Below are 23,574 nucleotides of genomic sequence, written 5' to 3'. Positions count from 1 at the left end.
CGTCTGGCGCAACAGGCAGGGATCCCGGTCCGGGTGCTCGAAGGCTGACCCGGCGAGCCGCGTCGCACCGTCCAGTCATGACCAGCGCTGCATACACGTCCTACTGCCTCGCGATCGCCACCGTCCTCGCCGCCGGATGGGCCGTGTGCTCGCTCGGCGTCGTCTCTTCGCTCACCCTGTCGGCCACCAAGGGACGAGAGATCCCTGGCACCCGGTTCATGCTCGGCGGCCTCGTGGCCTCCGGCACCGGAGCACTGGTGTTCGCCGCAGTCGGTCTCGCCGCGCGCATCGCAGCTTGAACAACCGCCAGGTCTAAGACACGTCCGCAGACTGAGCCCGGACCCGGGCGTAGTCCAACGCGGAGACGATCATCCCGAGGTAGACGATGATCGGCCCGATGACACCGCATGCCACCAGGGCGAGCAGCGGGAAACGCATCCCTGGCACCAGCACCACCGGGGCCAGCAGGCCGGCCAACGTCGTGCCGCCGAGCACTGCTCGCGCCAGGGTCCAGGCGACAGCGACGACGCCGGACCACAGCCAGGCTGGGCTCACCCAGAGGCGGATGTCTCGGGCGTCCTCGAGGGCCAGGTGCCCGCGCACGGCTGCGCGGATGCCGAACGTCAGCGCCATCGCCGAGGCGATGAGTCCGGCGGTCAGCAGTGCATCGGAGTCGACGATCGGCACGTCAGGCGTTGGCTCGTTCGCGCAGTGCCTTCTCATCACACGGCCCGCACAGCACCGCGGATGGCAGGGTGCCGTCGAGCAAAGCGGTGATAGCAACGGCGAACGCAGGGACGGGGGCAGTGCGAGTCGATGATCTCTTCATGAAGGTACGGTGCGACGCGCTTGGCTCGGTTGCGCTGAGTCAGGCGGTGGCAGCGAGCACACGGGCGACACCGCGGCGGGCGATGAGTGACGTCGCGACACCGGGCACAGAGATTGCCTTCGACAGCGGACCGGCGGGCAGTGCGTGCACGTCGGACACGGCACCGGACAGGAACACGCCCTGACTTTCCACCTCGGGGTACTCCGGGACGAGCATGCGCACGGTGACGCCGTCGGCCTGCACCGTCTCGGTCGGAACCACCAGGTCCTCGTCGCCGGACACCAGAGCGATCTGGCCGACGACACCGGACATCGCAGCGACCATCATGTCGCGGGCGATGAGGGTGTCGACGCGCTTCTGAACCCACGAGCCGCCCTGGTGACGCAGCTTGCCCAAACGCAACTCGACGAGCGGGTGAGCTGCCAGTGCTTCATGCTCCGGGGTCGGCGGACGGTCATCGCGCGCGGCGTCGTACCAGTAGATGGCCGGCACGGGCAGTCCGGTGATCTCTTGAGACTGCTGGATGAGCAGGCGGACCAGCGCGTCGATGTCGGCCTTGATCCGCTCGCGCGGAATGTCGCAGCGACCGGTCACAGCGAGGGTGGCTTGGCGCAAGAACCAGCCGCCGTCGACCATGACCAGAGTGACGCGACTTTCCTCCTGGGTGTCGCTGGTGAGTGCTAGGGGCTTCATAGGCGAGACGGTGCGACGCGCGCGACGTCCCGCATGAGGACCGCTCGAGAACGACCGCGCACCGGTCGGCTTCGGGCGCAGGGCCCGACGGGCACGCTCGAACGCCATGAAACCCGACCCGGCCGCCCTGCGGTCCCCGTCGACGACCTCGACCCCGGACACCGAGCCCGTCGTCACACCGATGTTCGCAGCAGGCCACCGCCGCCGATCTGCGCCGTGGAGCAGCGCGTCCAGGATCGGCCCCGCCGTCTTGCGCACCCGCCCCGCTCCCGGGTGGCCTGCACGACCTCTGGGCTTCGCGGCCCGCAGCGATCAATCAACGGGCACGGACGGCGAACGAACGCAGCCGCTGCGACATCACGGCGAAGCGCAGCGATTGGCTTTCCCCCGTGACAGCATCGGCTCATGAAGTTCCAGGAGATCGTGCACCGGGTCAACGGCGTCAGCGGCATCGCAGCGGCATCGTTCGGTTCTGACGTGGAGGATGACCTGTCTCAGACCTTGCCCACACCGGATCGTGGCCGTGATTGACGACGACCTCAGCGCGCTGCGCTCTCAGATGTGTCACCTTTCTGCTGACTGGCTTGCCGATGCGGGCGACAGCCTGTGGGTCAGCGCATGGGTCACGCAGGACGACGACGTCGAAGCCGTTGCGCTGGTGACGCAGATGGTCGGGCAGCTCGGTCAGGAAGCAGCCGGCGCGTTTGACCGTCAACGCTGGTATGCGGCAACCGCCCTCACGCGGCAGATCGTCGAGGTCCACTACCTGATGGCCGTGTTCCGCGACGACGCCTCCCAGCGGGGTCGGTGGCTGAGCGCGTCGACCAACCGCATCGAGAAGTCGTTCCGACCGGGCCAGATGCGTAAGGCAGGCAGGTTCAGACTTAGCGAGTACAAGCAGCACTGCTCGTGGGGAGGTCATCCGAACCCATCCGCGCGTTGGCTGCTTCCCAATCACACGGGCAAGGTTGACCCGAGCATCTTCGTGGCCGACCTTGGGATGCACCTAATGGAGACGGTGGACCTACTCGGGGCGGTCCTTCAGACGATTCCGAGCGCCGCCGGGCTCGCGGAGAGCCTCCCGCCACAAGGCGATCTGCCCGATACCTACCGACGATGGCGTGCACGCGACCCGTTGTCGGGTCGGGTCAAGACTCCCGACAGCCCCGCCGATCGCTAAGGCGAGGCGAGACGGATGGGCCGTTTGTTGCTACCGCCCGGACGCGCGTGGTGGGCAAGCCGAGGTTGATGGCGGTGCGCCGCATCTGGGTGAGCTTCTGCTGGGCGGCGTCCAGCCCCGTAGGCACGACTACCAGTCGTCGTCGGTGACTTTGCCCGCCGGCTTCCAGAACGGGAAGGACGGCGCCGCGTTCTTCTCCTCGATCGAAGGAACGCCGACCGGCTCGGCCGACTTGTCACCGTCACTGGGTACGTCGGTCGTTTCGTCGATGTCGACCGGCATGTCGTCGACCGGCTCATGCGCGGTGTCAGCGGAGCGGACGATCTGCGCCATCAGCTCGTCCAGGTCCGCTGCGGGACTCCGGACTTCGGGCTCGGCCGGTTCGTCCACACCCTCGTCGGGCAGGTCGTACAGGTCGCCGTCGAACGGGTCGTCGGGCAGGTCGTACAGGTCGCCGTCGAACGGGTCGTCGGGCAGGACGGGAGCGTCGTCATCGTCGTCCGGGATGTCGTACGGATCGCCGGAGTCGGATTCCTGACCGAATGCCGAGTCGCCGTCAGCAATCCCGGTCAGATCGAACGGGTCGCCCTCCTCGTCTGCCACGGCAACGGAGATGTCGTCGTGAATCGTCTCGGCCTCGTCCGGTTCATCGTCGAAGTCGAAGTCCAGGTCGAGATCGTCCAGGTCAACGGTCTCCTCCGAGACGATCTCGGCTTCGGCGACGTCTGCCAGGTCCAGGTCGAAGTCGTCGAGCTCGAACGTCTCATCGGACACGACGGTCTCGATCACGGGCGCACCCCCGCGCAGGCTCGGCGGAAGTTCGCCGATGATGCCTGGCGCGGTCGTCTTCTTCGGCTTGAACTTCTCGAAGTCGATCCTGTCGTCGTCCGTGTTCGCAGCGACGCGCTGATCGAGCTCGTACTTGTAGGTGCCCGGTTTGTAGGAGTCGTCCGTGGCGCCCTGTCCTGCGTACCAGCACTGAACGGCCATCGACCGTGGCAATGACAGCGGCTCCCACAGTCCTCGGCCCTTGGGGATGTTGCCGCCCAGGTCGGGAGCGTTGTCCGGAGAGCGCAGAGCCGACATCTTCTCCCCCTGCCCAGTGTTGCCGAGCAGCAGGCGAGCGAGGTTGGTCTTCAGGTCAGACCCGCCAGGGATCTTCTCAAGGCTCTGGCGGTCGAGCTTCTGCGTACCCAGTACGAGGTGGATGCCGGCCGACCGCAACTCGCGGGCGATCTTGCCGATGAACCGGCCGATCTGCGCGCGCGCCGCGTTGCGCGCTTCGATCTCGGAGATCTCACGCTGGATCTCGGGGTCGCTCGACTTGCCCGGAACGGAGTCCTTACCCATCGCCGAGGTGAACTCATCCATGAACAGCATCCAGTGGGGCGGACGAACTGCGCTCGGCAGTTCGTCGACGTGGCCGACCTTGTGATCGGCGTTCAGCTTCATCCGCCGGCGACCCTCAAGGTAGATCGCTTCGATCATCGCCGCAGCGTCTTCCGGAGTCGTCGCAAATCCGAGACTGTGATCACGCAGGAACTGAAAATCTGCCGCTTCCTTCTGGATGTCGATAATCGCGATCTGCATGCCCTTGACCCGCAACGGCCAGAGCATCGCCTGCGCGGCTGCCGACTTACCCGATCCGGACGTTCCGGCGAACAGAACGTGCGGCGCGTCGAGGAAGTCCATCTCGATCGGCGTGCCCTCGATGCCAGTCATGAAGGTCGCGGTTGTCACCGGGCCCTTGGCTGCCAACTCGAAGTCGAACGGTGCCGGGAAGGGCAACGGGTGCTGTCTGGCAACCAGCATCATTACCTGATCGGCCGACTGCTCGGACGGACGGACCTCGATGAAGCCGTTACCGGTCGCCGGGGACAGCTTGGAGCGAGCACCCTTGATCCGGTCGATCGACAGACCGGAGGGAACGGTGATCTCCAACTGGGTCACCGAGTCGTTGTTCTCTAGCGTTGACACCGACACCACGGTCGGCGTCGAGCCCTCCGCGTTGACCACCTTCGCGTCCACGAACGCTTGCGACCAGTCCAGGTTCGCCAACCGCAGCGCGTCGCGCTCGGGGCGCACCAGCTTGGCCGAGGCCGGACGCCCACCGGCGTAGATGCTGACACCGTCGGATTCGGGCTCCATCCGCAGCCACGGGACGCCGAACGATTCGCGCAGCACGGAGGCCTTGGACCGGACGTCGGCGAACGTGACGCCGTCGTGCAACCGGATCGACAGCTGCCACACCGTGTCGGTGCCCGCGTTGCGGGTCAGGCAGGTGGCGGTGATCAGTTCGGGTCGCTTGAGCTTGGCGTTGTCGAAGGCGGTGTTGATCATGCCCGCCAACAACCACGCTTCGGCGTTCTCCTGCTGCGGAGACAACGGACGGCCCGGCTTGTCGGTCTGCACCGAGGAGATCGAGGTCGGGATCTTGGCGTTCGGTGGAGAGAAGTAGATGTTCAGCGCCATCGGGTGCCGGTTACCAGGACGGTCCCCCGGCGCCGGCCATCCGGTGATCGCCACGAACGAGGAACCATCCATCGCGGCACGCATCGCGGACTCGGAACCGAAGTAGTCGCGCGGGTCGATGCCCTGGCGGACCATGAACGGCTGCCGGGTGATCGGGGTGGTCGACATACCGACCCGCAGGTTCGCCGTTGCTCGCAGCGGGTGCTGGGCGACCGGCGGGGACAACTTCAACCGGCTCGGACCACCGGCGGCCCACCGCGACTCCCACTGCAGTTCCAGACGCATGTTGTCGAACATCGTTGCCAGCTCCGGCGCCAGGTCCACAAGTGCAGGGTGCTCGAGTTCGCCGGTGTAGATGCCGGTCTTGGCTTCGTGCACTCCCCCGGTCCGGTGGTAAACGAGCACATCGGAGCCGAGCGTTCCGTACAGTCCGAATGGCACAGAGCTGCCCTTGACTCCGAGCAGGTTTTCATTCCATTGGCTGCGCCAGATCGGAACGCCGAGCTTGTCCGGCGCCACGTTCTCCACACCGATCATCGCTACGGGCTCCATCGCGTTCGCGCGGCGCACCACGGTCATTGCCGCCTCATGTGCCAACGCCACGAGACCCGCATCCATCTCGGGGTCGTCCACCCGCAGCGTTCCGGCCGAGGCGAGCAGCACCCGGAAACGGGTCACGTCGATCGAAGCGGGAACAGGCTCACCGCCGGCGCTGATCGAGGGAGCATGAAAGATGAGGCACTGCGGATCCGAACCGACGGTGGCGACGATCTTGTCGGCCATCCGAAGCATGTCGGCGGATGATTTGCCGGGCGGTGCGACCCACGTCATGAGGGTCCACTGGTCCTTGTTCAGCAGTTCGACGTCGACCAATCCCGGTGCGGGAACGATCTTGAGCGCCTCCCAGCGCGGGCTCCATTCGGCTTGGGTGTCCTGACGCAGCTGCCACAACCGGCGCGCCTCCCCCATCGCGGTGATGCCGAGGTAGGCGCCGGCAGCGAACAGCGGCGCGAACAGGGTCGCGGCAGGGCTGAGCTCACCGATGATCGGCAGACGGAACATCCGGGCGGCGACCAAGCCCGCCGCGGTGACCACCGCTACAGCAAGAGCGAACAGCACGTGGCTGCGGCCGGACTTCACCAGCGCGCGGACGTGTGCCAGCGTGGTCGACGGACAGCCCGGACCGACCTTCTCACGCATCGCCATCGAGAGGCCGACGACCAGCAGTGCCGAGCAGATCGCGTTGCTGACGTGACCGAACAGTTGCAACTGCGGGATCGTTGCCGGGTTCGTCGGAGGCTTGAGCTGCACCGGCCAACTGACCGGAAGACACGCGCCGAGCACGAACGCTCCCCATCCGGCAAGGAAGGTCATACGGATCTTCTTACCGGGCACGAACAGTTCTCTCGGGATGATGACTTTGGCGCGCAGCGACCGCCAGAACGCGGACTGGCTGTACCGGCGCTGCTCGTAGTCGCTCGCTGCGGTCGGGCGCTTGGTCGCAGTGTCGCGCGGCCCGGTGAGCAGGACTGACGGCTCAAGCCAAGCAGCCAGGCTGACACCGAACCAGAGCAGAGCGATCGAGGGCAGCTTGAAGAACGAGGCGAACGCCGCGAGCGTGGCAGCGACCACCACGATGAGAGCGGCGGTCGATCCCGGCGGTTGGTTGTTCTTGGTCTGTCGCGTCGAAGCCATACCCTCAGAAATCCAATCCAGCCGCGACGTACCCCGACGGGCGCGGCGGCGTGATGAGCAGCGGGATGAGTGCCTCAACAACCTCGCGGTTCGCCGGTTGCGCGTTCTTAACCCACCGGTTGACCAGACCGGGCAGGTTGCGGTGGTGCACCAGCAGCGCGGTCTTGTTGGTGGCCGCCCACAGCGACAACTTCTTGCTCGAGTTCGAGGGCCACACGACAACGGTGGTGTCGACGCAGATCCCGGTGATGCCGCGCGTGGCGAAGTGAGCCATCAGCCGGTCTCGGCCCATGCTCAAGTCCTTGTCGATGCCTTCGGTGCGCTCCATGCCGCGTCGGGTGGTACCGCCGACGGTCCACAGGAAGCCTGGACGCCAGGCCTTGCTGTCGATGAGATGCACGGTGTTACCGACGATGAAGATGTGGTCGATGTTCGCGCCACCACCGTTCGGCAACCGCAGATCATGCAGTACGACGGCGCCGGTCGGTGAGGTCGCAGGGTCGAGCAGGGCGGCAGTGTCCCGCTCCGCCTTGGCTGCCGCCATCCGGCCGTGCTGGGAGGTGACCTTGGCACCCTTCCAGCCGGTGTTGAGGGAGCCGCCGGGAACGCCGTACACACACGTCGGTTGCATACCGGCGACGGTGCGACGGACCTGACGTTTCGGTGCTCAGGCAGCCTTACGGCCGCGGTTGCGCCAGTTGCACAACGGGCAGATCGACAGTCCGCGCGGGAAGGTCCAACCTGCAGCGATCGCCGCACTGCGTGCTGTGCGCCTGGATGCGGAAGAGGAGTCCTCGGTCTGCTCGGCGCAGCGATCGCAGATCGTGGTGACGGTGATGCGGCGCATCACTATCGCTTCGAGATGGCGGCGAGGACGGCGTACCGGCGCTCGATCGCGACGAAGTCGCTGCCGCCGAATCCTGACGCGTGCGCGAACACCGCATAGGCGGTCCGGAACCGGGCCACACCGCAGAATCCGCGGGTGCGTGGCAGGTAGCGGTTCGCCAAAGCTTCGGCGAACTGCGGTCCGATCCACGGCTGCTCCTCGACCGTGGCGTACTTGGTGATGAAGCGGTCGGCGACCGGGGTATCGGAGTCCGGTCGGACGTCCAACGGGTGACCGGGTTCTACGGATGTCGTCGGCATGCCAGCACGGTGCGACGTGTTCTTCATCCGGGGCGTCGCACCGTGCCGGGGTGAATGGGCTCTTCATCGTGTTCGAGGGCGGCGACGGCTGCGGTAAGACGACCCAGGTCGAACGGGCGGCCCGGTGGTTGTCGCAGTTCGACGGCGAGGTCATGTTGACCCGCGAACCGGGCGGCACACAGCTCGGCTCGCAGATCCGCGAACTGCTGCTGCACGGCGGTCATGTCGACCCGCGCGCGGAGGCGCTGCTGTTCGCCGCTGACCGGGCCCACCATGTCGCCACCGACATTCGTCCGGCGCTGGAGTGTGGGGCGATCGTGGTGTGCGACCGGTACATCGACTCATCGGTCGCTTACCAGTCCGGCGGGCGGGGTTTGGCCGAGTACGACATCGAGGACCTGTCGGCGTGGGCCAGCGGGGACCTGCTGCCCGACCTGACCATCGTGCTCGACCTGGACGTGGCGGTTGCCGACGCCCGTCGTTCGGCACGCTCGAGCGCTGACCGCATCGAGGCCGAGGGCGCCCAGTGGCGCCAGAGCATCCGGGAGACGTTCCTGCGCCGGGCGGCTCGCACCCCGGATCGTTACCGCGTCGTCGACGCCGACGGCGCACCGGATGAGGTTGCGCAGCGGGTGCGGTCCGTCCGCGCCACGACCGCACTCAACAAGACACGAGAGCTGTCCACCGAGGAGCTGCGCCAGGAGCAGCGACCTGCTGCTCCCGCACATTCTGGGGCGAGCCTGTAGGTACGTCGGGCTACGACCAGTTTGTGTCGAAGGCGATCCATACACTGGACTGTAGGCACGGTTCTCCGACCCGCCGTGGCGATCAGCGAGGAGCAAATGTGCGCGTCCGCAAGGTCTGGATTCGTTTCTACAAGTCGTTCAACTTCGACTATGAACTGAAGGCAACGCCGCGAGCGACGCCGCTGCCGTGGCAGCAGACAGACGACGGGTGGATGCCGCACGTCTGCATCCCGATCGAACCGGACATCACAGCGGTCGTCGGTGCGAACGAGTCCGGTAAGACTCACCTGCTAGACGCGATCAAGATCGTGCTCACCGGCAAGGGCCTGCTTCAGCGTGACTTCTGTCGCTCATCTTCACTGTTCTCCGTCGAACACGGCTCCCGACTATTCCCGGAAGTAGGCGCGACGTTCGGCCTCGGCGCCGACGAGACCAATGTTCTTGACGAGCAGGGAATCCCACTTCTCAAGAACGGCGACCTGCTACTGCTCCGGCCCGAGCCTGATGTCGTCGTGGCAGTGAATGGAGACCATGAGCGTGTCACTCTTACCGACGAGCAAGCAGATGCGGTCCAAGCCCTCATGCCGCACGTCCATGAGTTGAACACCGACATCGCTCTTCCCGACTCCGTTTCGATCGCACGGCTTGCCAACAACGGCGGGCCGCTCGCCGGACGCAAGAAGCGATCGGCCCTCTGGACCTTGCTGGGTTCGGTCACAACTGCCGATGAGGTAACGAAGAGTGCCGCCGACCTTGTTGCGCTGGTCACGGACGACGAGGCACAGCAATCGAAGGAACAGCAACTTGGCACCGACCTCCTGATGAAGATCGCCCGGATCGAAGAGTCGAGTTTCAAGGAACTACAGAGCGCGATAGCGGAGGAGCGCGAGGGTCTGGTCAACGGCCTCATCCAAGAGATGAACAACTCCATCGCACGCCACCTGAACGTCTCACGATGGTGGAGTCAGGACCCCGAGTTCCAACTCCGAGTCTCACCTCGGGAACACGAACTCGTGTTCACCATCCGTGACCGGACGGGCACCGACTATTCCTTCACCGAGCGAAGCCGAGGTTTGCGGTACTTCCTGAGCTACTACGTGCAACTTCTCTCCCACGACCGTCCGGACTCAAAGCCGGAGGTTCTGCTGATGGATGAGCCAGATGCCTATCTATCGGCGTCGGGTCAGCAAGACCTTCTCCGGGTTCTTGAATATCATGCGCGCCCCGACGACGCAGACCGTGAAGATCAGGTCGTCTACGTGACCCATTCGCCCTTTCTCATCAACCGCAACGCGGGCCACCGCGTCAGAGTCGTCGACAAGGGAACACGAGACGAGGGCACACGGCACGTCAAGGACGTAACTCGGAACCACTACGAGCCTTTGCGCACATCGCTCGGTGCCTTCGTGGCTGAGACCGCATTCATCGGCGGCGACAACCTGTTCGTTGAGGGCATCGCAGACCAAGTTCTCTTGGCTGGCATGAACATGAGGCTGCTCCGCGCGGGGACTCCACCCAGCCAGTGCCTGGACCTCAACCAAGTGACCATTGTCCCCGGAGGTTCAAACATCCCCTACATGCTTTATCTCGCCCGCGGTCGCGATCAGGTCAAGCCCGCCTGCGCGGTACTGGTGGACGGTGACACCGCTGGTGAGACCGCGCGTAAGCAGATCAGGAAAGGGGGAGCCCATGGTAAGCCAACAGTTGGCGATGATCTGATCGTGGTCGTCTCCGAGTGGGCAGCCTCCGCCAACCCCGAGGTCACAACCGGGGTCACCGTCCGCGAACCCGAAGACCTCATCCAAGTCGCCGTCGCCGTCGCTGCCGCCAGGCGATACGCGCGCGCCTTCCTCGGCCACGACGAGGAGACCGCCAAGAAACTGACCGAAGACAGCGTGACGAGTCGGCTCGCCGACAAGGACGGGAGCATGTGGGACGCACTCGATGAGTCATTCGAGGCAGCGTTCGACACCCGGATTGGTAAGGCCGGGTTCGCCAAGGAACTCCTCGCGTACCTGGCCGAGTCTGAAGGTGGCGCGAGCCGACCGCCGGGGGTGCCCGCGCTGGACAAGAACTTTGCGTCGCTGATTCAGCACCTTGCCGACACGCTGAACCTAGCCCGCGAGTGCGAGTCTGATGATCGTCGGGACCAACGCCTGGAACGGATCATCGACACGTTTAGCAGCGACTACCCGAGTGGCTGCACTCGGGATCGCGCCGCGACCACGCTTAAGCGCATTGACGCGGCCGTGGACGACACGACTGCGGGCGACATCGTTCAAGCTGGAACGGCGCGCATCCGCCGAGACTTCAAACTCTCGACAGAGCCGCTCAAGAATGTCGACCGCTACCCAGACTTCCTCGAGCAACTTGGCAACTTGAGACACCTGGAACGCCTCAACCATCAGGGAGCCCTCTCGCGAGGATCAGGCTCGTAGCCGGGCAGGCCGGGAACGACGACGGCGGTTCGACGACGCACGAACCACGAAGGAACTCGGATATGCCTGGCTCTACGCCGATCTTGTTCACGCAGACGATAACGAACGGGCAGCAGCCGAAGGGTTCGACATTGACCACCGCTACCACGCAGGGTGTGACCTCGTAATCCAAGCCGCCGTCGGCGTGCTTGCCCTCATCTACGTCATTCGCATGCCCTACGAACGGGGACTACTCCCAATCAAGCCAGCCGTGTTTGGCGAGCAGGCCGAACCATTCACACAGTTCGACTTTGAAGTCGTCCGCATGGCCAGCGCCCCGGTCGGCACACCACTTGACGTACTCGCCGCCGTATTGGACGGAGCCGCAGCGAGCAGCACCGACGAGTAAGCACACTAGGTAGTCGCCGTTGGGGCTACCTTTCCCGCCGACGTTTCCGCCACGCAGCAACACCCCACCACCGCCCGGCTCCCACGCGCCCTTGCCTGACCTCCACAGTGAGCGGGCAGGTCTCGCACGGCACCCTGTCACTCCAACACCGGGGTGTTCCCCACATAAGTCGGAACAGATGACGGTAGCGGACAGATCCGACAGCGTTCGGCCGCCATCGGTAAAGACGTCCGGACAGCGGGCACGCCTCAGAACAGGCTGGAGATCAGCTCCCAAATGAGGAACAGCACCAGGATGATGACCACGGCGCCCGCGACCATGCCGCCGCGTCCGGCGAGGAAGTCGCCGATCCTCTCGTTGTCGGTGTAGTCGTGGTCAGGTCGTTCGGGCATGCCGGGTCTCTTCCTCGAGGAGCTGGGTGAAGGTGTGCATCGCTTCCGCATGAGACTCGTCGAGCACGAGCAGTTCGCGCACTTGGCGGATGGCGGCGCGGGTAGCCGGTGCGTAGTGCTCGGGCCAGCTCGCTCCCTGCTCGGCGGCCAGCGTGGAGCCGACCATGAGCAGCGACGTCACCGAGAGCAGCGTGTTGGTGTCATCGGGGCCGATGAGAGCTCGGCGGTCACCGTAGGACTGGATGCGGGTTGCTGCCTCGACGAGCGTGCTGCAGGGCATCGTGTCGGTCCACGACTGACCGTGCACTTCGCACCGGTCGATCGAGCGACGGCAACCGATGAGTCCTGCTGCCAGTTCCAGTGCTGAAGCACTCACAGCGCCGGGACCAGCACGCGCGGCTGGCCGATGACGACACCGTTGCTGGTGCTCCACCCGCCGGACACCCGGCGCACGAGCAGGTCGGCGTACATCCGGTGGTCGCGGTTCATGTAGTCGATGGTGGCCGGCTGGCCGATCGCGTAGGTAGGGGTTTCCATGCTCGTCACGGTGCGACGATCCTCACGACCGGGGGTCCTGGGGTGGGAGGCCTCCGGCTCAAGCCGTGGGGAGGATTCAACCATCGCGGGTTGGCGTGGGTGTCACCGATGATGCCGAGCCGGTCGACACCGCCGAGGTTGAAGCAGCTCCGGTCATGACGACCCCGTCTTCCCAGTCGCCGAGGTGAGTTCGGCGTAGACGATGTAGCGCTGCTTGTTGTCCCAGCGCGGGTGGCAGCTCGACAGCGTCAGGTACGCCTTGGACGGGGTCGCCTTCGGCTTGTTCGGAACGGGCAGGAAGACCCGGACATCGGTCGGCCTGACGATCTCCGTTCCGGTGATCGTGTAGACGTAGTTCGCGGTGGCCGTCTCGATGTTGATGACGTCGCCCTTGCCGAGACGGTCGATCTCGTAGAACGGCTTGCCGTAGGTCACCCGGTGCCCAGCGATCGCCACATTGCCGACCTGACCGGGCATGGCGGAACCAGCGACGTGACCGACGCCGCTGCGCAACTGTTCGACGTCGGCTCCTTGAACAACCGGCTGAATCCATTTCTTGCCCAGGCCCGGCATGCGCATGATGGCGAACGGTGTGCCCTGGCTGCCGGGACTGACTTCGCGCTCACCGGAACCGTCGCCAGGAATCGTCGGTGTCGCCGGTGTCGGGGACTTCTTCCACTGCTCCTGCAGATCATGCACGGACTGCGTCTGCTTCTTGGCCGCGACGACATCCGTTCCGAACATCATCCAGCTGACGTACCCACCGATACCGATACCGACGGTCAGCAGCGCGACGCCCAGCAGTGCCATGACACCGAGCGGCTTGTTGTCGACCAGCGCGCGAAGCACCGAACCGCCACGCTGTTCACGCTTGGCCGCACGGGTCATGCTCGTTGGTTCGTGAATCCTATTGTCGTTCAAGCGGATTGTGCGCCTTCCCAGTCGATCATGTCGGCGGTGAAGACCGCCAGGGCGTACGCCTGCCAGACGTCCTTCTTGAACCCGTAGAACCAACCGGGTGCCGCTTTGGTGCCCTTGCCGTAGTTCTTGGCGCCGGGCGCGAACCTCTCCACCAGGGCGCGGGCGACGTTGCCGTCTTTCGCCTTCGGTGAGCGGCAGTGGTAGGTGACGACCGGCTTGCGCTTGATGCGCTGGATGGCTCGACCCGGTTCGACGGCGTTCAGCACCTCCATGAAACGGCCGATCCAGACGCAGGTCTCGAAGACCTCCTGCCCGACAGCCATCCCGTAGGCGGCGATCATCTCGATCGCGACGACGCGCAACCTGCGGAACTGCTCGTCGTTCTGCAGTATCCGGCGAAACTCGTTGTTCTCGGTCTTACCGAAGCTGATCGGCCGGCGGGTCGCGATGTCGATGAGGGCCCATCCGGACTCATCGGTGCCTGGGTCAATGGCGAGCAGCACACCGGCTGCGGGAGCGCGGGACTCTCGCAGCGCCGCAGCGGTGAAAGCGTCAACGGTCCTTTCAGCGGCCACGATTACGCCGCCTTGGGCAACGGCACCCGGATGCGGATTCGGTCACCCGGTTCGAGCAGGTGCAGGACGTCGCCGCTGTCGGCCACGCACAGCGACACCTTGCCGCCCTGACGGTGTGTGATCTGGGTAATGAGCTGCCAACCGAACATCATCGTCGGGTGGTCGTCGGTGCGCGGGACGAATGCTTCCAGGCCGAGGTGCTCGCCGCACAACTGGTGCGCGGGCACGCCGTCGAGGAGCTGGCTATCGGAGTGGATCACAGACATACAGCCACGGTGCGACGACACCGACGGTTCGTCAGCCCTGCAGTCCGCTCTGCCCACGTACCCGAGCAATGACGGCGGTGGCCCGGCCCAGTTCGGCTTCGTCGGCCGATTCCGGATCAGCGTTCAAGGCGCTGATCAGATCATTCGACAACTCGGTCGCTTCGGTGTCACCGGCAGCCAGTCCCGTGTTGAGCCGATCCAGGTCGACCTGGGTGATGCCGAAGTTCGCCGCGGGTCCGCTCGCCCGGCGCAACCAGCTATAGCCGCGGGACCGGCGCAGAAAGAGCACACCGACAAGACCGAGGCATGCGGACGAGATGATGGAGATGACGAAACCCGCCGTCGCCCCACTGTCGGTGAGTGCGCTGACGCAGACGGCCACCAACAGGCTGAGGACAGCAAGAATCGGGTACTGCGCGAGTGAACGGTCGAACCACCGTTGCCGGTGCTCGAAACCTCGGATGGTGGCGCGGCCGACCCGCCACTGCTGAACGGGCTTGCCGATCATGCCGGAACGCTATCGCGGAGCGTGCCACTGATGAGTGCGCGCTCCATCCCGTCGGTCAGTTGCCCATCGAGCATCGACCTGTTGAACTGCAGCGCCACCGGGTCGCCGGCTTCGAGGCGAGCATTCAACTCCGTTAGTCCAGCCGGTGCGGGTCCGTCCCACCGGATCGTCCCGTCGATGTTGTTCAGGTTCTCGGTGGCGTCCAGGCTGATGGAGCACGAGGTGACGAACATCATCGCCCCGAAGACGTACAGCGCAAGCGAGGTTCCGGCGAGCAGGCCAAAGAGCAGCATCGAGACGGCCACTCCGATCGGCGAGAGCTGCAGGAGCAGGTCGGTGCGGTAGTCGGCAACCGGTTCGGTCGTCAAGCGTCCGTTGCGGTGCTGCCACGGGTCGGGGGTAGGCATACCGGCACGGTGCGACGAGCCTTCCGGTCCTGGCCGCCGTTCCATCTGCGGCGACCGCCAACCGTCGCACCGTACGCATCGAAACCCACCCGGAAGGAGACGCTCATGGCCCGCAGCCACCATCGCAACACCGCCGCTACGGCGAACCCGGTCCTGGCCGCCGCCATGCGTGAGATCGCACGGTCGAACGCTGCTGGGACGCATGCCAACAAGGCGACCCGCCGGCGCCGGACGCGTGCCGGAGCTAAGTCCGCGGCGCTGCGCGACTTCCGCTGACACAAGCGGCGTCAGGAGTCGACCGGAGGCCACCGCGTGACGGGGAGTTTCAGAGGCTCCGGACGCCACGCGGCGATCGCTTTCGCGTCGTCGGGGTGCCCGTCACCCTGCAGGATCGGCTGCTGGAGTCCCCCGACCTTGCGGATCATCCAGACTTCGAGGCGTTTGCGTAGTTCAGCTTCGGTGGTGGGGTCGCGCATCCAGAACGGTTGGCCGAGCAGCATCTGTGTGCCGAGCATCTGCTGGGCGGTGAGTTCGGCGTATTCCTGCGACGGTGGTTTCCACGGGGTGCGGGACGGGTCGCCGATATGCAGGATGCGCCACGGGTCGGTGATCTCCGGGTTGACGACGTCCTTCTTCAGTCCGTAGACCGGCAGCGTCGGGAAGTGGGTGCTGACGAGGCCGCCCTCACCGAACCAGTCGGTCCAGTCCACCCAGAACATGCGCTGAGCGACGCGGGCAGTGATCCGTTCGACGTTCGCCAGTGCGGACCGGGCAATCGCCTTCGACAGCCGCGGCACGATCTGCCGGTGGGTGGCGGGTCGGCGAGCGGCGACGAACACCACGGCGATGCTGCGCGTCTCGTCCTTGGCGAGCGTGTTCGCCCACGCTTCGATCTTGGCTTCGAGGTCGGCGTTGGCGAAGCTGGTCATCTCGACGGCGATCTTGAAGCCGTCGGGTCGGATCCACACGGAGTCGGCCATCTGCCGGCTCTGGACGGGCAGGAGTTCTTCGACCCGTCCGCACAGTTCACCGAGCACTGCGAACAGGTTGGTGAACTCGGCCGCGCGCAGGGACAGCTCGGTGGTGAGCAGGTTGTGCCGGGCGAACTGGCTGCCGAGCACGACGCGACGTCCGGCGGTGATCGCGAGCCAGTCGGCGTAGCTGAGCTGACGGGACTGACTCTTCCATTTCGGCATGACTGTCGGGCGTAGCAGCGGCGGGACGTCGTACAGGGTGTGGCTGAGCGTGCCGACGTTGAGCAGGTCCGAGCCGACCATCTGCGTGATCGTCCCGTTCAGTTCTGAGCCGGTCAGCCCGCACAGTGCGGGCACTTGTGCCAGGGCTGCCATTTGATCGGTCGTGGCGGTGCGCCACATGAGCGCGGAGGCGAGCATCCGTTTGCGGTTGCGGTGCCCCTGACCGAACCACAGCGTGCTCGGGTCGATCGCGGTGACCATCTCCTCATGCTTTCGGCGCGGGCGCAGGTGGCCGCCACGGATCGCGCGAGCCACGTCGGCGCGGCTGGTCCAGTTCGCGGTCTGCGGCCCGTCCCACAGGTGCGACCACATCGGGTCGATCCGAGTTCCGGCGCGGTACTGGTCGGGCGCACGGCTGGGTAGGTCGGCGAACGGGACGTACGGTCCGAAGTGACCCTGCGGGGTCGGATGGTCGAGAGTCGCGGGCATGGGTGCGAGTCGCGTGACGGTGCGGTCGTCGTCACGCGGTGCGTAGATGCCGTCGGCGGTCAGAGCCATCGGTTGGGTGCTCCGGTCACCAGTCGTTGTTGTCGGCCGGGTTGTCGGCAGACGTCGGCTTGAACGGTGCCCCGAACCGGGTCGGGTCGAACCGGGTCGTCCCGTTTTCCGGCCCGGTTTCCGGTTCGGCATGGCCGGAGGTCTTGGACAGGTCGACGGTGGCGGTTTCGATGGTCGCGGCATCGCCGGAGTCCACGGCACCGGCGGTTTTCGGAACCCGGATCCACGGACGGTCGGTGCTGATCTGTTCACCGTGCGCCAGACCCTGCGCGGCACGGAAGCCTTCCCAGTCGTGCCGCTCCCAGTCACCGACACGAATGATCGCCGGCGTCTGACGTCGGCCGTCCACAGTGGCACGGATCGCGGCGTGGTACTTAGGCAGCGCGGCGATGGTCGGGATGTCCCAGGTCGAGTCAGACATCACCATGTCGTCGACGGCGTCGCGGGCGCCGGGCAGCGTGGCCGGGGTGAACCAGGCGACGTTGCCGAACCCGACGACGGACTGTCGGACAACCTCCGGCAGTTGAGACAGGAACTGGGTAGCGAAGACCGGGCGCACACCGTAGCTACGTCCCTTCTCCCGCAACCAGGACACGACCTCGGGGCTGGTGCCGGCCAGGTCGGACAACTCGTCGGCGATGATCGTCGTCGAGCGGCCCTGATGCTGCCAGCCGGAGCACAGACGGGCGATCGTTTCGCGCAACCCGAACAGCAGCATCGAGCTCGTCAGGCGGGTCTGCTCGGCGGAGACCTGCACACCGTTCACCCCGACACCAAGGTTGATGACGACGGCGTCGTGGTGGCTGACGATGTCGTCCCAGGACACGATCGCGCGGCCCGGCTCCCAGGCACCGGCAATCTTGACGAGCGCGTCAAGCTTGTTGCGCGGAGCATCGCAGCGCTGACGACGGGCAGACGGGTTGATCGAAGCCCCGTACAGGATGTCCAGTCCTTGCGCGGCGGCGATGGCGTCCGGGTCGGAGTTCGTCGAGGCGGACAGGGCGGCGGCCCGCTTGACGCGCGCGGCCAGTTCGACGCCACGCTCGTCGTTGCCCCCACCGCACAACAGCTGGTAGATCAGCACGAGCGGGTGCTGGTTCACATCCGGCTGGTGCGACAGGTAGATCGCGGCCGGGATGACCGACTGCAGCGTCTCGAACGACTGGTACTGCATCGAGTCCGAACCGAACGCGTACCGCGCCATTTCGATCCACCGGGTCGCCTTCTCATCCAGCGTGCCGGGGAAGGAGAACAGGTCGATCATCGGCGTCGAGGGGTCGGCCAGGTCGATGAGCAACGGGTCATCGCCCATCGCGCGAGCAGCACGGATCGACTCCATCGCTCCATCGCCCTTCGCTTCGAACGAGACGATGCCGGACTGGCGACCGGGGAAGCCTGCACGACCGGACGGCGACACACGCTCGGCGCAGGCGAAGGCGAGCAGAATGTGTGTGAAGAACGACTTGCCGTACCCCGGCTGACCAAAAGCGGCGATGCCGGCGAACAGGTCATCGGCGCTCAGGTGGCACGGCTTGCCGTCCAGGTCGTAGCCGAGCAGCGGACCGATTGGTTCACGCATTGCGGGCGGTGTGGGCCGGTTGGTAACCGTCCGTTCACCGGACAGCGCGCCCCCGACTGGGGCAGCCAGACCCACCACCATGTGCGGAGCCAGCAGCAGCGTGTTCGGATGCAACGGGTAGGGCGGATCCTTCGGCGTCGGCACCGTCCCGTCGGGTCGGGCCTTCGGCGGGCGCGGCGGGTTGACGGCGCGGTGACGCGGCTTGGGCCAGGTGCCGGACTCCACGGATGAGATGAGTTTGCTGCGCGGGGTCCGCCCGAGTGCACCATGCGCCAGCACGGCGGCAGCCGACGAACCACCGAGCATCATCCACGGCTGAACCTGCGGCAGTGTGGAGGAGAAGTCGACGGTCAGGCTGACCGCGTAGGCGGCAGCGGACGCAGCACCGAACGCCCAGGGCAGCGATCCGGAGCCGACCGGGACCGCGTCGCAGTTCACGTCCAGACCGGGCATCGCCGCGACCAACTGCACGAGCAGGTCACGCGCCGACCCCATGTCCGGACCGCAGCAGTAGACCGAGGTGGCGATCAGTTCGCCGCCGCGGCTGTAGTGGCTGTCGGTTCCGCCGCGGCCCGAGATCCACCGGCGCAGTGAGACCTCTTCGCGGCGTGACGGGCCGCGCATGACGACGGCGACCCAGCTGCCCGGAGCACCGTTGCGCGCAACCACCTTCGCCAGTTCGGTCGGGTCGGCACCGGCGGCGTTGTCGCGGCTGGCGATGGCCTCGTGCCGGACGCGCGCGGTGACGATCGGGCCATCGACCGGGAGCTGCGGAACGTCTGCAGGTTCGAGTGCGCAGTTCAAGGTGGCGGCCAGGTTGGTCGCCAAGTTCTTCACGGTGCCAGCAGCGCGTCCACCCCTGCCGGGAGGCGCGATCAGATGCGTTGCGACAGACCCGTCCTGGCGAACCTGGGCGATGATCGCCGCCCACGGAAGCTGGCGCAGCACGGAGCCGAACGACTTGGCGCGGTGGGTGAAACCTGCGGGGTCCAGGTCGGTTGATCCGGTGGGACGCAGGGAGAAGGCGATGGTGTCGGCAGTGGCGCGCATACCTGATTCATGGGCAACTGGAGGTTCGCCAGGGTGCGATTTTCGCGCCGGAGTGCGTCGAGGTCAGCACATCGAAGTGCCCCGTCCGATTTTCGGACATTCGCAGGTAGAACCGGGCGGGCAGGTCCGCCGATGCCGGCCTCCGGCCAACGGAGTTGGGGTGGGTGACGGAATGTGTGTTGATGAGTGTTTGAGGGGATGTAGGGGTTTTGTTGGGGGGAAAACGTCAGTATGAGTATGCAAGCGGATGAATGGTGGATGCATAGAAGGTGGGTCGGGGCGGGCTGCGCCGCGGTGGATCGGACAGGGGATGGAGGGTGGATGAGTAGCTCGGTGAGTGACGGTGAAACGGGGATGTGGTGACGGTGAGAGGTCAGGTAGTTGAGGAGGTGTGTCGCAACAGTGATGGTGAGGGTGAGACGGGATTGGTGGAGGGGTGAGGTGTGACGGTGAAACGGGGGTGGCGCAGCCGATTCGGGATGAGGTGATGTGGACAGAGAGTGGCGCAATGGCGGGGGTTGGCGGAGGTGATGTGGTGGCGAGGTGTGACGGTGAAACGGGGATGGTGAATGGAATGACGGCGGCTGCGTGAGATGAGTTGGTGGAGGTGGATCAGGTGGTGACGGAGTGAGCGGAGAAGCAGGAGAACGGCAAGGACTGGTGAATGGATGAGGTGCAGGTGGTGGTGTGCAGCGGAGATGGGTGAGTGGGTGGAGTGATGGTGGAGGCCGGACGTGATGTGCGCGAGAGGTGAAGGAACGGACGCAGGGATGGGTGGAAGGAGGGGTGGTGGACAACAGACCCGAGACGAACAACGCGACGGCACGACGAACAGACCAGAGGAACGAGGGGAACGGATGACAGCGAAGCGACCAGGTGAACCAGGCACAGACGAACAGCGCAGCGGGAAAGACTGAAAGACGAAACCACCAGGAACAGGCAACGACACAGACGACAAGAGCACAGACGCGAACAGGGCACCGGAAGGACCAACGGGCAGCACCAGCGGGGAACGGCGACAGCAGCAACGCAGGACAACGAGGGCAGCGGCAACGAACAGAACAGGCGGAGATTTCAGACAACCGACGAGATCAAGGCGAGCAGACAAGCGACAGCGGCAGGGGAACAAACGAGCAGACGAACACCGAAACGAACAACGATCAGAGCACCGGAAAGCGAACAGGGCACCAGGCGAGAAGTCTCAGCAACAAGCGAACAGGACAACAGAACGACGAGAAGACGAACACCAGGAAGAACAACAACAAGGACACCGGACAGAACAGGAACAAGGCAGCACAGAACAACGACGACGAACAGACGAACCGGGCACCGAACAGAACCACGACAAGAAGAACGCCCGAGGGCCGAAGGCCCGAAGGGCTCACTACTGGCTTCTGTTGGTTGGTCCGGTTCCGGCTGGCTCGGCTGTTGGCTTCGGTCGGTCGGTTGGTTGCTCCGTTGGTTTCGGCTACCGCCTATCGGCCAGGCTCCGGCTAGCGCCGGTCGGTCACGCGGCTGCCGCGCGTCATTGGGCGCGGACGTTCTTGGCGAAGTCGTCGAGGGCGGACTGCACGTCCGGGCCCATCGAGTTCATGTCGGCCGAGACGGTGACGCCGTTCTTCGTGGCCGTGGCGCCATCTGCGGGTCCGGCATCGCGGCCCGAAGAGAACGACACGAGGAAGTGCTTTTCGCTACCGGTGATGTCGCACTCGACACTGTCCTGGCTGAACCCACTCTCGGCAGCCAGCTTCGGTTCGCCCTCCAGGTCTTGGCCGCGCAGCTTCGCGTAGACCGATCGGATGTCGTCCGCGTTGCCAGCGTGCATCGCGTTGACGCAGAACTGGTCGGCGGACTTCTGATCGGTGACGCTGGACAGAACCGCGGTGTCGTAGTCGCCGCCACTGTCGCCTGAGCATCCGACGAGCAGTCCGGTCAGCAGCGGTGCGCTCAATGCGGCGGTCAGCTTCGTGATGGTCCTGCGCGTCGGGCGCGTCATGGTGGTCCCCTCGAGATGTTGTGCCAGTCCGATCACTGGTGGCGTCAGAATGGCTGGGCCGGGTCGCACCGTCAAGCATCAACACCGTCGCACCGTCACGCCATGTCCAACATCAACCCCGCTTCTGCGGCGACAGACCTCTCCCCTACCGCGCTGCATCGTGACCTGGTTGACTTCTCGGCCCGGTTGCGTCAGGCCGCCGACGCGATCGACGAGTGGTCGGCGTCCAGCGCCGGGCGTCACGGGATCAGCTTCCCTTTGACGATGTGCTCGGTGCTCGCGTCGGTCATCACCCAGGCAACCGTGGTGCGTAAGAAGGCCGTGCTCACCGCGCTGCGCCAGGGCGCCAACCGCAACCGCGTCGCCACCTCCGCCGGCGTTGCTTACCGGACGGTCCAGCTCTGGTCGCCGGACAACGAGCCGAAGACGGACCACGCCGCACGGAATCGAGCCAACTGATGTCTGATCAGAACCGTCCCGCTGGGACCGGCATCACCGCGCAGTTCTGGACGTTGGCTCACCTCGGGTACAGCGGCAACCGTCGACTCGATGTGTGGCTGTACCGGACCGAAGCCGAAGCGTTGGCTGCTGGTGCGCGACTCGCGATGGAGTGCGGCATGGACGACGACCGCCGCACAGTTCAGCTGTACGCCTCGGGGAACTTTGTCGCGGTGATGAGCCGGTACCAGCAGGTCATGGGGCCGGGGTTCATTCTTCGTGTCCAGCCGGCGATCGACGCGACCAGGGGGCAGTTCATCGCCTGAGGCGGCCGAGCTGTGTCGCACCGTTCTGACATACCCGCCGGACACACCGGCACATGACCAGAACGGATGAGAACAATGGGTTCGTGCACCTTCGAGGCCGTCTATACCGGAACCGCTGATGTGCAGGCCGCGTACCTCCAGATGGTCGCGGACGCCACGTCCGAGTTCGGTTACGACGCTTACAACGGCACCATCTCCACCACGTCCAGTGTCCACTTGGTCCAGCACGAACCGATGCCGCTGGCCGACGCCCGCGAACTATCGCAGTCGCGCATTGACAACCTCAGCAAGTGGGATGACTGCGAGGCGATCCCGCTGATGACCGAGACGCCCGCGCGGTGGAAGGACGTCAAGCAGCGCAGCGTCACGCTGGAGGTTGCGGCCGCGAAGGCGGGCGACGTGGAGCACCTGCGCCGGCTGGCGCTGAAGGAGCTCGGCGTCAAGGAGTCCGAAGTCGTCTCCTTCCGTCGTGGCTCGTGCGTCGCGAGCAGCCGCACCACGAAGGCGGTCGCGCCGAAGGGTAAGACCCAGACGCGCTACTACGTCGTGGCGACCGGGCGCTTTCCCAGCCCTGAAACGTCGTCGTACGCCTCCCAGGCTGAGGCTCGCGCCGCTGCGGTGAAGCTCGTAGACAGCAGCACCTGGTTTGAGGGCGTGACCTACGAGGTTGTCGCCATGACGCGCCGCATCGGCGGAGATCCGCTGGTCGTGGTGTCCTCGACCACGAAGACGGCGAAGGTGGAGTGCTACGTCGAGACGGGTCGGTTGGTGCGGAAGGCGACCGTCACGCCGCAGCGGTCCGGCACCGCTCACATCTGTGGCGCGACACCTGCGCTGAGCTGAGGAGCAAGCACAAACGCACCACGCCCTATCGGCCGCAGACCAACGGCAAGATCGAACGCTTCCATCGCACCATGGCCGACGGCTGGGCCTACGCCCGGTGTTACACCTCGGAGGCTGAGCGCTGAGGCGAACTCGCCGGATGGCTCCATTACTACAACCAGCACCGTCCCCATACAGCCTGCGGGAACCAGCCGCCCTTCTCACGATTGATCAACGTCCCCGATCAGTACATCTAAAGGTCGATCCTCGCCTCTCCAGCGAACCTCGGGCAGGAGGTTGCAAGAACGACCCCTGCCGATCAGCTATCGGCGGGGCGCGATATGCAGCTTGCGGGTTCTATAAGCAGCAGGCCAATGCCGTGTCGGTTCCCGCTGTGGCTCTGACTGCCGCGCTGC

Annotated in this window: 27 protein-coding genes and 1 pseudogene; 10 read left to right on the top strand and 18 right to left on the bottom strand. The window is 65.5% G+C overall.

The features are described from left to right. The first annotated feature begins 77 nt into the window (after positions 1 to 77). Entirely contained in the window at positions 78 to 299 is a 222-nt protein-coding gene (locus FB459_RS10020; protein ID WP_141928390.1) for a hypothetical protein, read from the top strand. Positions 300 to 312: 13 nt separating this feature from the next. Here FB459_RS10020 and FB459_RS10015 read toward each other — a convergent pair whose 3' ends face one another. Genes FB459_RS10015 through FB459_RS10010 form a run of 3 tightly spaced genes read right to left on the bottom strand, consistent with a single transcriptional unit; the run spans position 313 to position 1,522 of the window. Further along, positions 313 to 687: a hypothetical protein gene (locus tag FB459_RS10015; protein WP_141928389.1), complete on the bottom strand. Its 375-nt coding sequence runs from the start codon at positions 685 to 687 to the stop codon at positions 313 to 315. Between the two features lies 1 nt (position 688). After that, complete coding sequence (locus tag FB459_RS17305; RefSeq protein WP_170221855.1) at positions 689 to 829, bottom strand: hypothetical protein; 141 nt, start codon at positions 827 to 829, stop codon at positions 689 to 691. 39 nt (positions 830 to 868) lie between these two features. Beyond that, on the bottom strand, positions 869 to 1,522 hold the full coding sequence (locus FB459_RS10010; RefSeq protein WP_170221853.1) for an NYN domain-containing protein: 654 nt from the start codon (positions 1,520 to 1,522) through the stop codon (positions 869 to 871). 405 nt (positions 1,523 to 1,927) lie between these two features. On the opposite strand from FB459_RS10010, the gene FB459_RS18055 reads away from it, so the two are divergent. Beyond that, the gene (locus tag FB459_RS18055; protein ID WP_281279555.1) at positions 1,928 to 2,053 is read left to right on the top strand and encodes a hypothetical protein; all 126 of its coding nucleotides are present in this window, start codon (positions 1,928 to 1,930) and stop codon (positions 2,051 to 2,053) included. After that, positions 2,046 to 2,702, top strand: a complete 657-nt coding sequence (locus tag FB459_RS10005; protein WP_211345170.1) for a hypothetical protein — start codon at positions 2,046 to 2,048, stop codon at positions 2,700 to 2,702. Before FB459_RS18055 ends, FB459_RS10005 begins: the two co-directional genes overlap by 8 nt. A 129-nt stretch (positions 2,703 to 2,831) precedes the next feature. Here FB459_RS10005 and FB459_RS10000 read toward each other — a convergent pair whose 3' ends face one another. From FB459_RS10000 to FB459_RS09985, 4 genes are read right to left on the bottom strand one after another with little or no spacing between them, the layout of a single operon-like run. Further along, positions 2,832 to 6,869 carry an FtsK/SpoIIIE domain-containing protein gene (locus FB459_RS10000; protein ID WP_141928387.1) on the bottom strand — a complete coding sequence of 1,346 codons (4,038 nt, stop codon included), beginning with the start codon at positions 6,867 to 6,869 and terminating at the stop codon, positions 2,832 to 2,834. 4 nt (positions 6,870 to 6,873) lie between these two features. After that, on the bottom strand, positions 6,874 to 7,500 hold the full coding sequence (locus FB459_RS09995; protein WP_141928386.1) for a nuclease-related domain-containing protein: 627 nt from the start codon (positions 7,498 to 7,500) through the stop codon (positions 6,874 to 6,876). Between the two features lie 36 nt (positions 7,501 to 7,536). After that, complete coding sequence (locus FB459_RS09990; RefSeq protein WP_141928385.1) at positions 7,537 to 7,716, bottom strand: hypothetical protein; 180 nt, start codon at positions 7,714 to 7,716, stop codon at positions 7,537 to 7,539. 2 nt (positions 7,717 to 7,718) lie between these two features. Next, complete coding sequence (locus tag FB459_RS09985; RefSeq protein ID WP_141928384.1) at positions 7,719 to 8,015, bottom strand: hypothetical protein; 297 nt, start codon at positions 8,013 to 8,015, stop codon at positions 7,719 to 7,721. A 50-nt stretch (positions 8,016 to 8,065) separates the two neighbouring features. Here FB459_RS09985 and tmk point away from each other — a divergent pair, with 50 nt between their 5' ends. Beyond that, the gene (gene tmk / locus FB459_RS09980; RefSeq protein ID WP_246092404.1) at positions 8,066 to 8,761 is read left to right on the top strand and encodes a dTMP kinase; all 696 of its coding nucleotides are present in this window, start codon (positions 8,066 to 8,068) and stop codon (positions 8,759 to 8,761) included. 98 nt (positions 8,762 to 8,859) lie between these two features. Further along, positions 8,860 to 11,199: an AAA family ATPase gene (locus FB459_RS09975; protein WP_141928382.1), complete on the top strand. Its 2,340-nt coding sequence runs from the start codon at positions 8,860 to 8,862 to the stop codon at positions 11,197 to 11,199. 636 nt (positions 11,200 to 11,835) lie between these two features. Here FB459_RS09975 and FB459_RS17300 read toward each other — a convergent pair. The 8 genes from FB459_RS17300 to FB459_RS09945 all read right to left on the bottom strand — a co-directional run bounded on the left by FB459_RS17300 (position 11,836) and on the right by FB459_RS09945 (position 15,193). Beyond that, positions 11,836 to 11,979: a hypothetical protein gene (locus FB459_RS17300; protein ID WP_170221851.1), complete on the bottom strand. Its 144-nt coding sequence runs from the start codon at positions 11,977 to 11,979 to the stop codon at positions 11,836 to 11,838. Further along, complete coding sequence (locus FB459_RS09970; RefSeq protein WP_141928381.1) at positions 11,963 to 12,355, bottom strand: hypothetical protein; 393 nt, start codon at positions 12,353 to 12,355, stop codon at positions 11,963 to 11,965. Before FB459_RS09970 ends, FB459_RS17300 begins: the two co-directional genes overlap by 17 nt. Next, positions 12,352 to 12,516 carry a hypothetical protein gene (locus FB459_RS17295; protein WP_170221849.1) on the bottom strand — a complete coding sequence of 55 codons (165 nt, stop codon included), beginning with the start codon at positions 12,514 to 12,516 and terminating at the stop codon, positions 12,352 to 12,354. Before FB459_RS17295 ends, FB459_RS09970 begins: the two co-directional genes overlap by 4 nt. A gap of 153 nt (positions 12,517 to 12,669) precedes the next feature. Further along, the gene (locus tag FB459_RS09965; RefSeq protein WP_141928380.1) at positions 12,670 to 13,404 is read right to left on the bottom strand and encodes a class E sortase; all 735 of its coding nucleotides are present in this window, start codon (positions 13,402 to 13,404) and stop codon (positions 12,670 to 12,672) included. A gap of 29 nt (positions 13,405 to 13,433) precedes the next feature. After that, positions 13,434 to 14,012 carry a hypothetical protein gene (locus tag FB459_RS09960; protein WP_211345169.1) on the bottom strand — a complete coding sequence of 193 codons (579 nt, stop codon included), beginning with the start codon at positions 14,010 to 14,012 and terminating at the stop codon, positions 13,434 to 13,436. A 2-nt stretch (positions 14,013 to 14,014) separates the two neighbouring features. Then, positions 14,015 to 14,278, bottom strand: coding sequence for a hypothetical protein (locus tag FB459_RS09955; RefSeq protein WP_141928379.1), 264 nt, complete (start codon positions 14,276 to 14,278; stop codon positions 14,015 to 14,017). Between the two features lie 31 nt (positions 14,279 to 14,309). Beyond that, on the bottom strand, positions 14,310 to 14,786 hold the full coding sequence (locus FB459_RS09950; protein WP_141928378.1) for a hypothetical protein: 477 nt from the start codon (positions 14,784 to 14,786) through the stop codon (positions 14,310 to 14,312). After that, positions 14,783 to 15,193, bottom strand: coding sequence for a hypothetical protein (locus tag FB459_RS09945; RefSeq protein WP_141928377.1), 411 nt, complete (start codon positions 15,191 to 15,193; stop codon positions 14,783 to 14,785). Before FB459_RS09945 ends, FB459_RS09950 begins: the two co-directional genes overlap by 4 nt. Positions 15,194 to 15,298: 105 nt before the next feature. Between FB459_RS09945 and FB459_RS17290 the strand changes: the two genes are divergently transcribed. Beyond that, complete coding sequence (locus FB459_RS17290; RefSeq protein ID WP_170221848.1) at positions 15,299 to 15,469, top strand: hypothetical protein; 171 nt, start codon at positions 15,299 to 15,301, stop codon at positions 15,467 to 15,469. Positions 15,470 to 15,480: 11 nt separating this feature from the next. Here FB459_RS17290 and FB459_RS09940 read toward each other — a convergent pair whose 3' ends face one another. The 3 genes from FB459_RS09940 to FB459_RS09930 form a co-directional block, all read right to left on the bottom strand. After that, positions 15,481 to 16,947, bottom strand: a complete 1,467-nt coding sequence (locus FB459_RS09940; protein ID WP_141928376.1) for a hypothetical protein — start codon at positions 16,945 to 16,947, stop codon at positions 15,481 to 15,483. Between the two features lie 16 nt (positions 16,948 to 16,963). Beyond that, positions 16,964 to 19,576, bottom strand: a complete 2,613-nt coding sequence (locus tag FB459_RS09935) for a type IV secretory system conjugative DNA transfer family protein (RefSeq protein WP_141928375.1) — start codon at positions 19,574 to 19,576, stop codon at positions 16,964 to 16,966. A 1,525-nt stretch (positions 19,577 to 21,101) separates the two neighbouring features. Beyond that, positions 21,102 to 21,572: a hypothetical protein gene (locus tag FB459_RS09930; protein WP_141928374.1), complete on the bottom strand. Its 471-nt coding sequence runs from the start codon at positions 21,570 to 21,572 to the stop codon at positions 21,102 to 21,104. Between the two features lie 102 nt (positions 21,573 to 21,674). Here FB459_RS09930 and FB459_RS09925 point away from each other — a divergent pair, with 102 nt between their 5' ends. The 4 genes and pseudogenes from FB459_RS09925 to FB459_RS09910 all read left to right on the top strand — a co-directional run. Beyond that, complete coding sequence (locus FB459_RS09925) at positions 21,675 to 22,031, top strand: hypothetical protein (protein WP_141928373.1); 357 nt, start codon at positions 21,675 to 21,677, stop codon at positions 22,029 to 22,031. After that, a complete protein-coding gene (locus tag FB459_RS09920) occupies positions 22,031 to 22,336 on the top strand; it encodes a hypothetical protein (protein ID WP_141928372.1) in 306 nt (101 codons plus the stop codon). Before FB459_RS09925 ends, FB459_RS09920 begins: the two co-directional genes overlap by 1 nt. A gap of 75 nt (positions 22,337 to 22,411) precedes the next feature. Continuing rightward, positions 22,412 to 23,179 carry a hypothetical protein gene (locus FB459_RS09915; protein ID WP_141928371.1) on the top strand — a complete coding sequence of 256 codons (768 nt, stop codon included), beginning with the start codon at positions 22,412 to 22,414 and terminating at the stop codon, positions 23,177 to 23,179. Then, a pseudogene (locus FB459_RS09910) lies at positions 23,140 to 23,415 on the top strand (integrase core domain-containing protein); the annotation flags it as partial. The gene FB459_RS09915 and the pseudogene FB459_RS09910, both read left to right, overlap by 40 nt. Positions 23,416 to 23,574 lie beyond the last annotated feature (159 nt).

Origin of the sequence: Yimella lutea, from assembly GCF_006715095.1 — a bacterium.
GTDB lineage: Bacteria > Actinomycetota > Actinomycetes > Actinomycetales > Dermatophilaceae > Yimella > Yimella lutea.
Note: the sequence above shows the minus strand (reverse complement) of the source record. Positions and strands in the feature narration are given on the sequence as shown.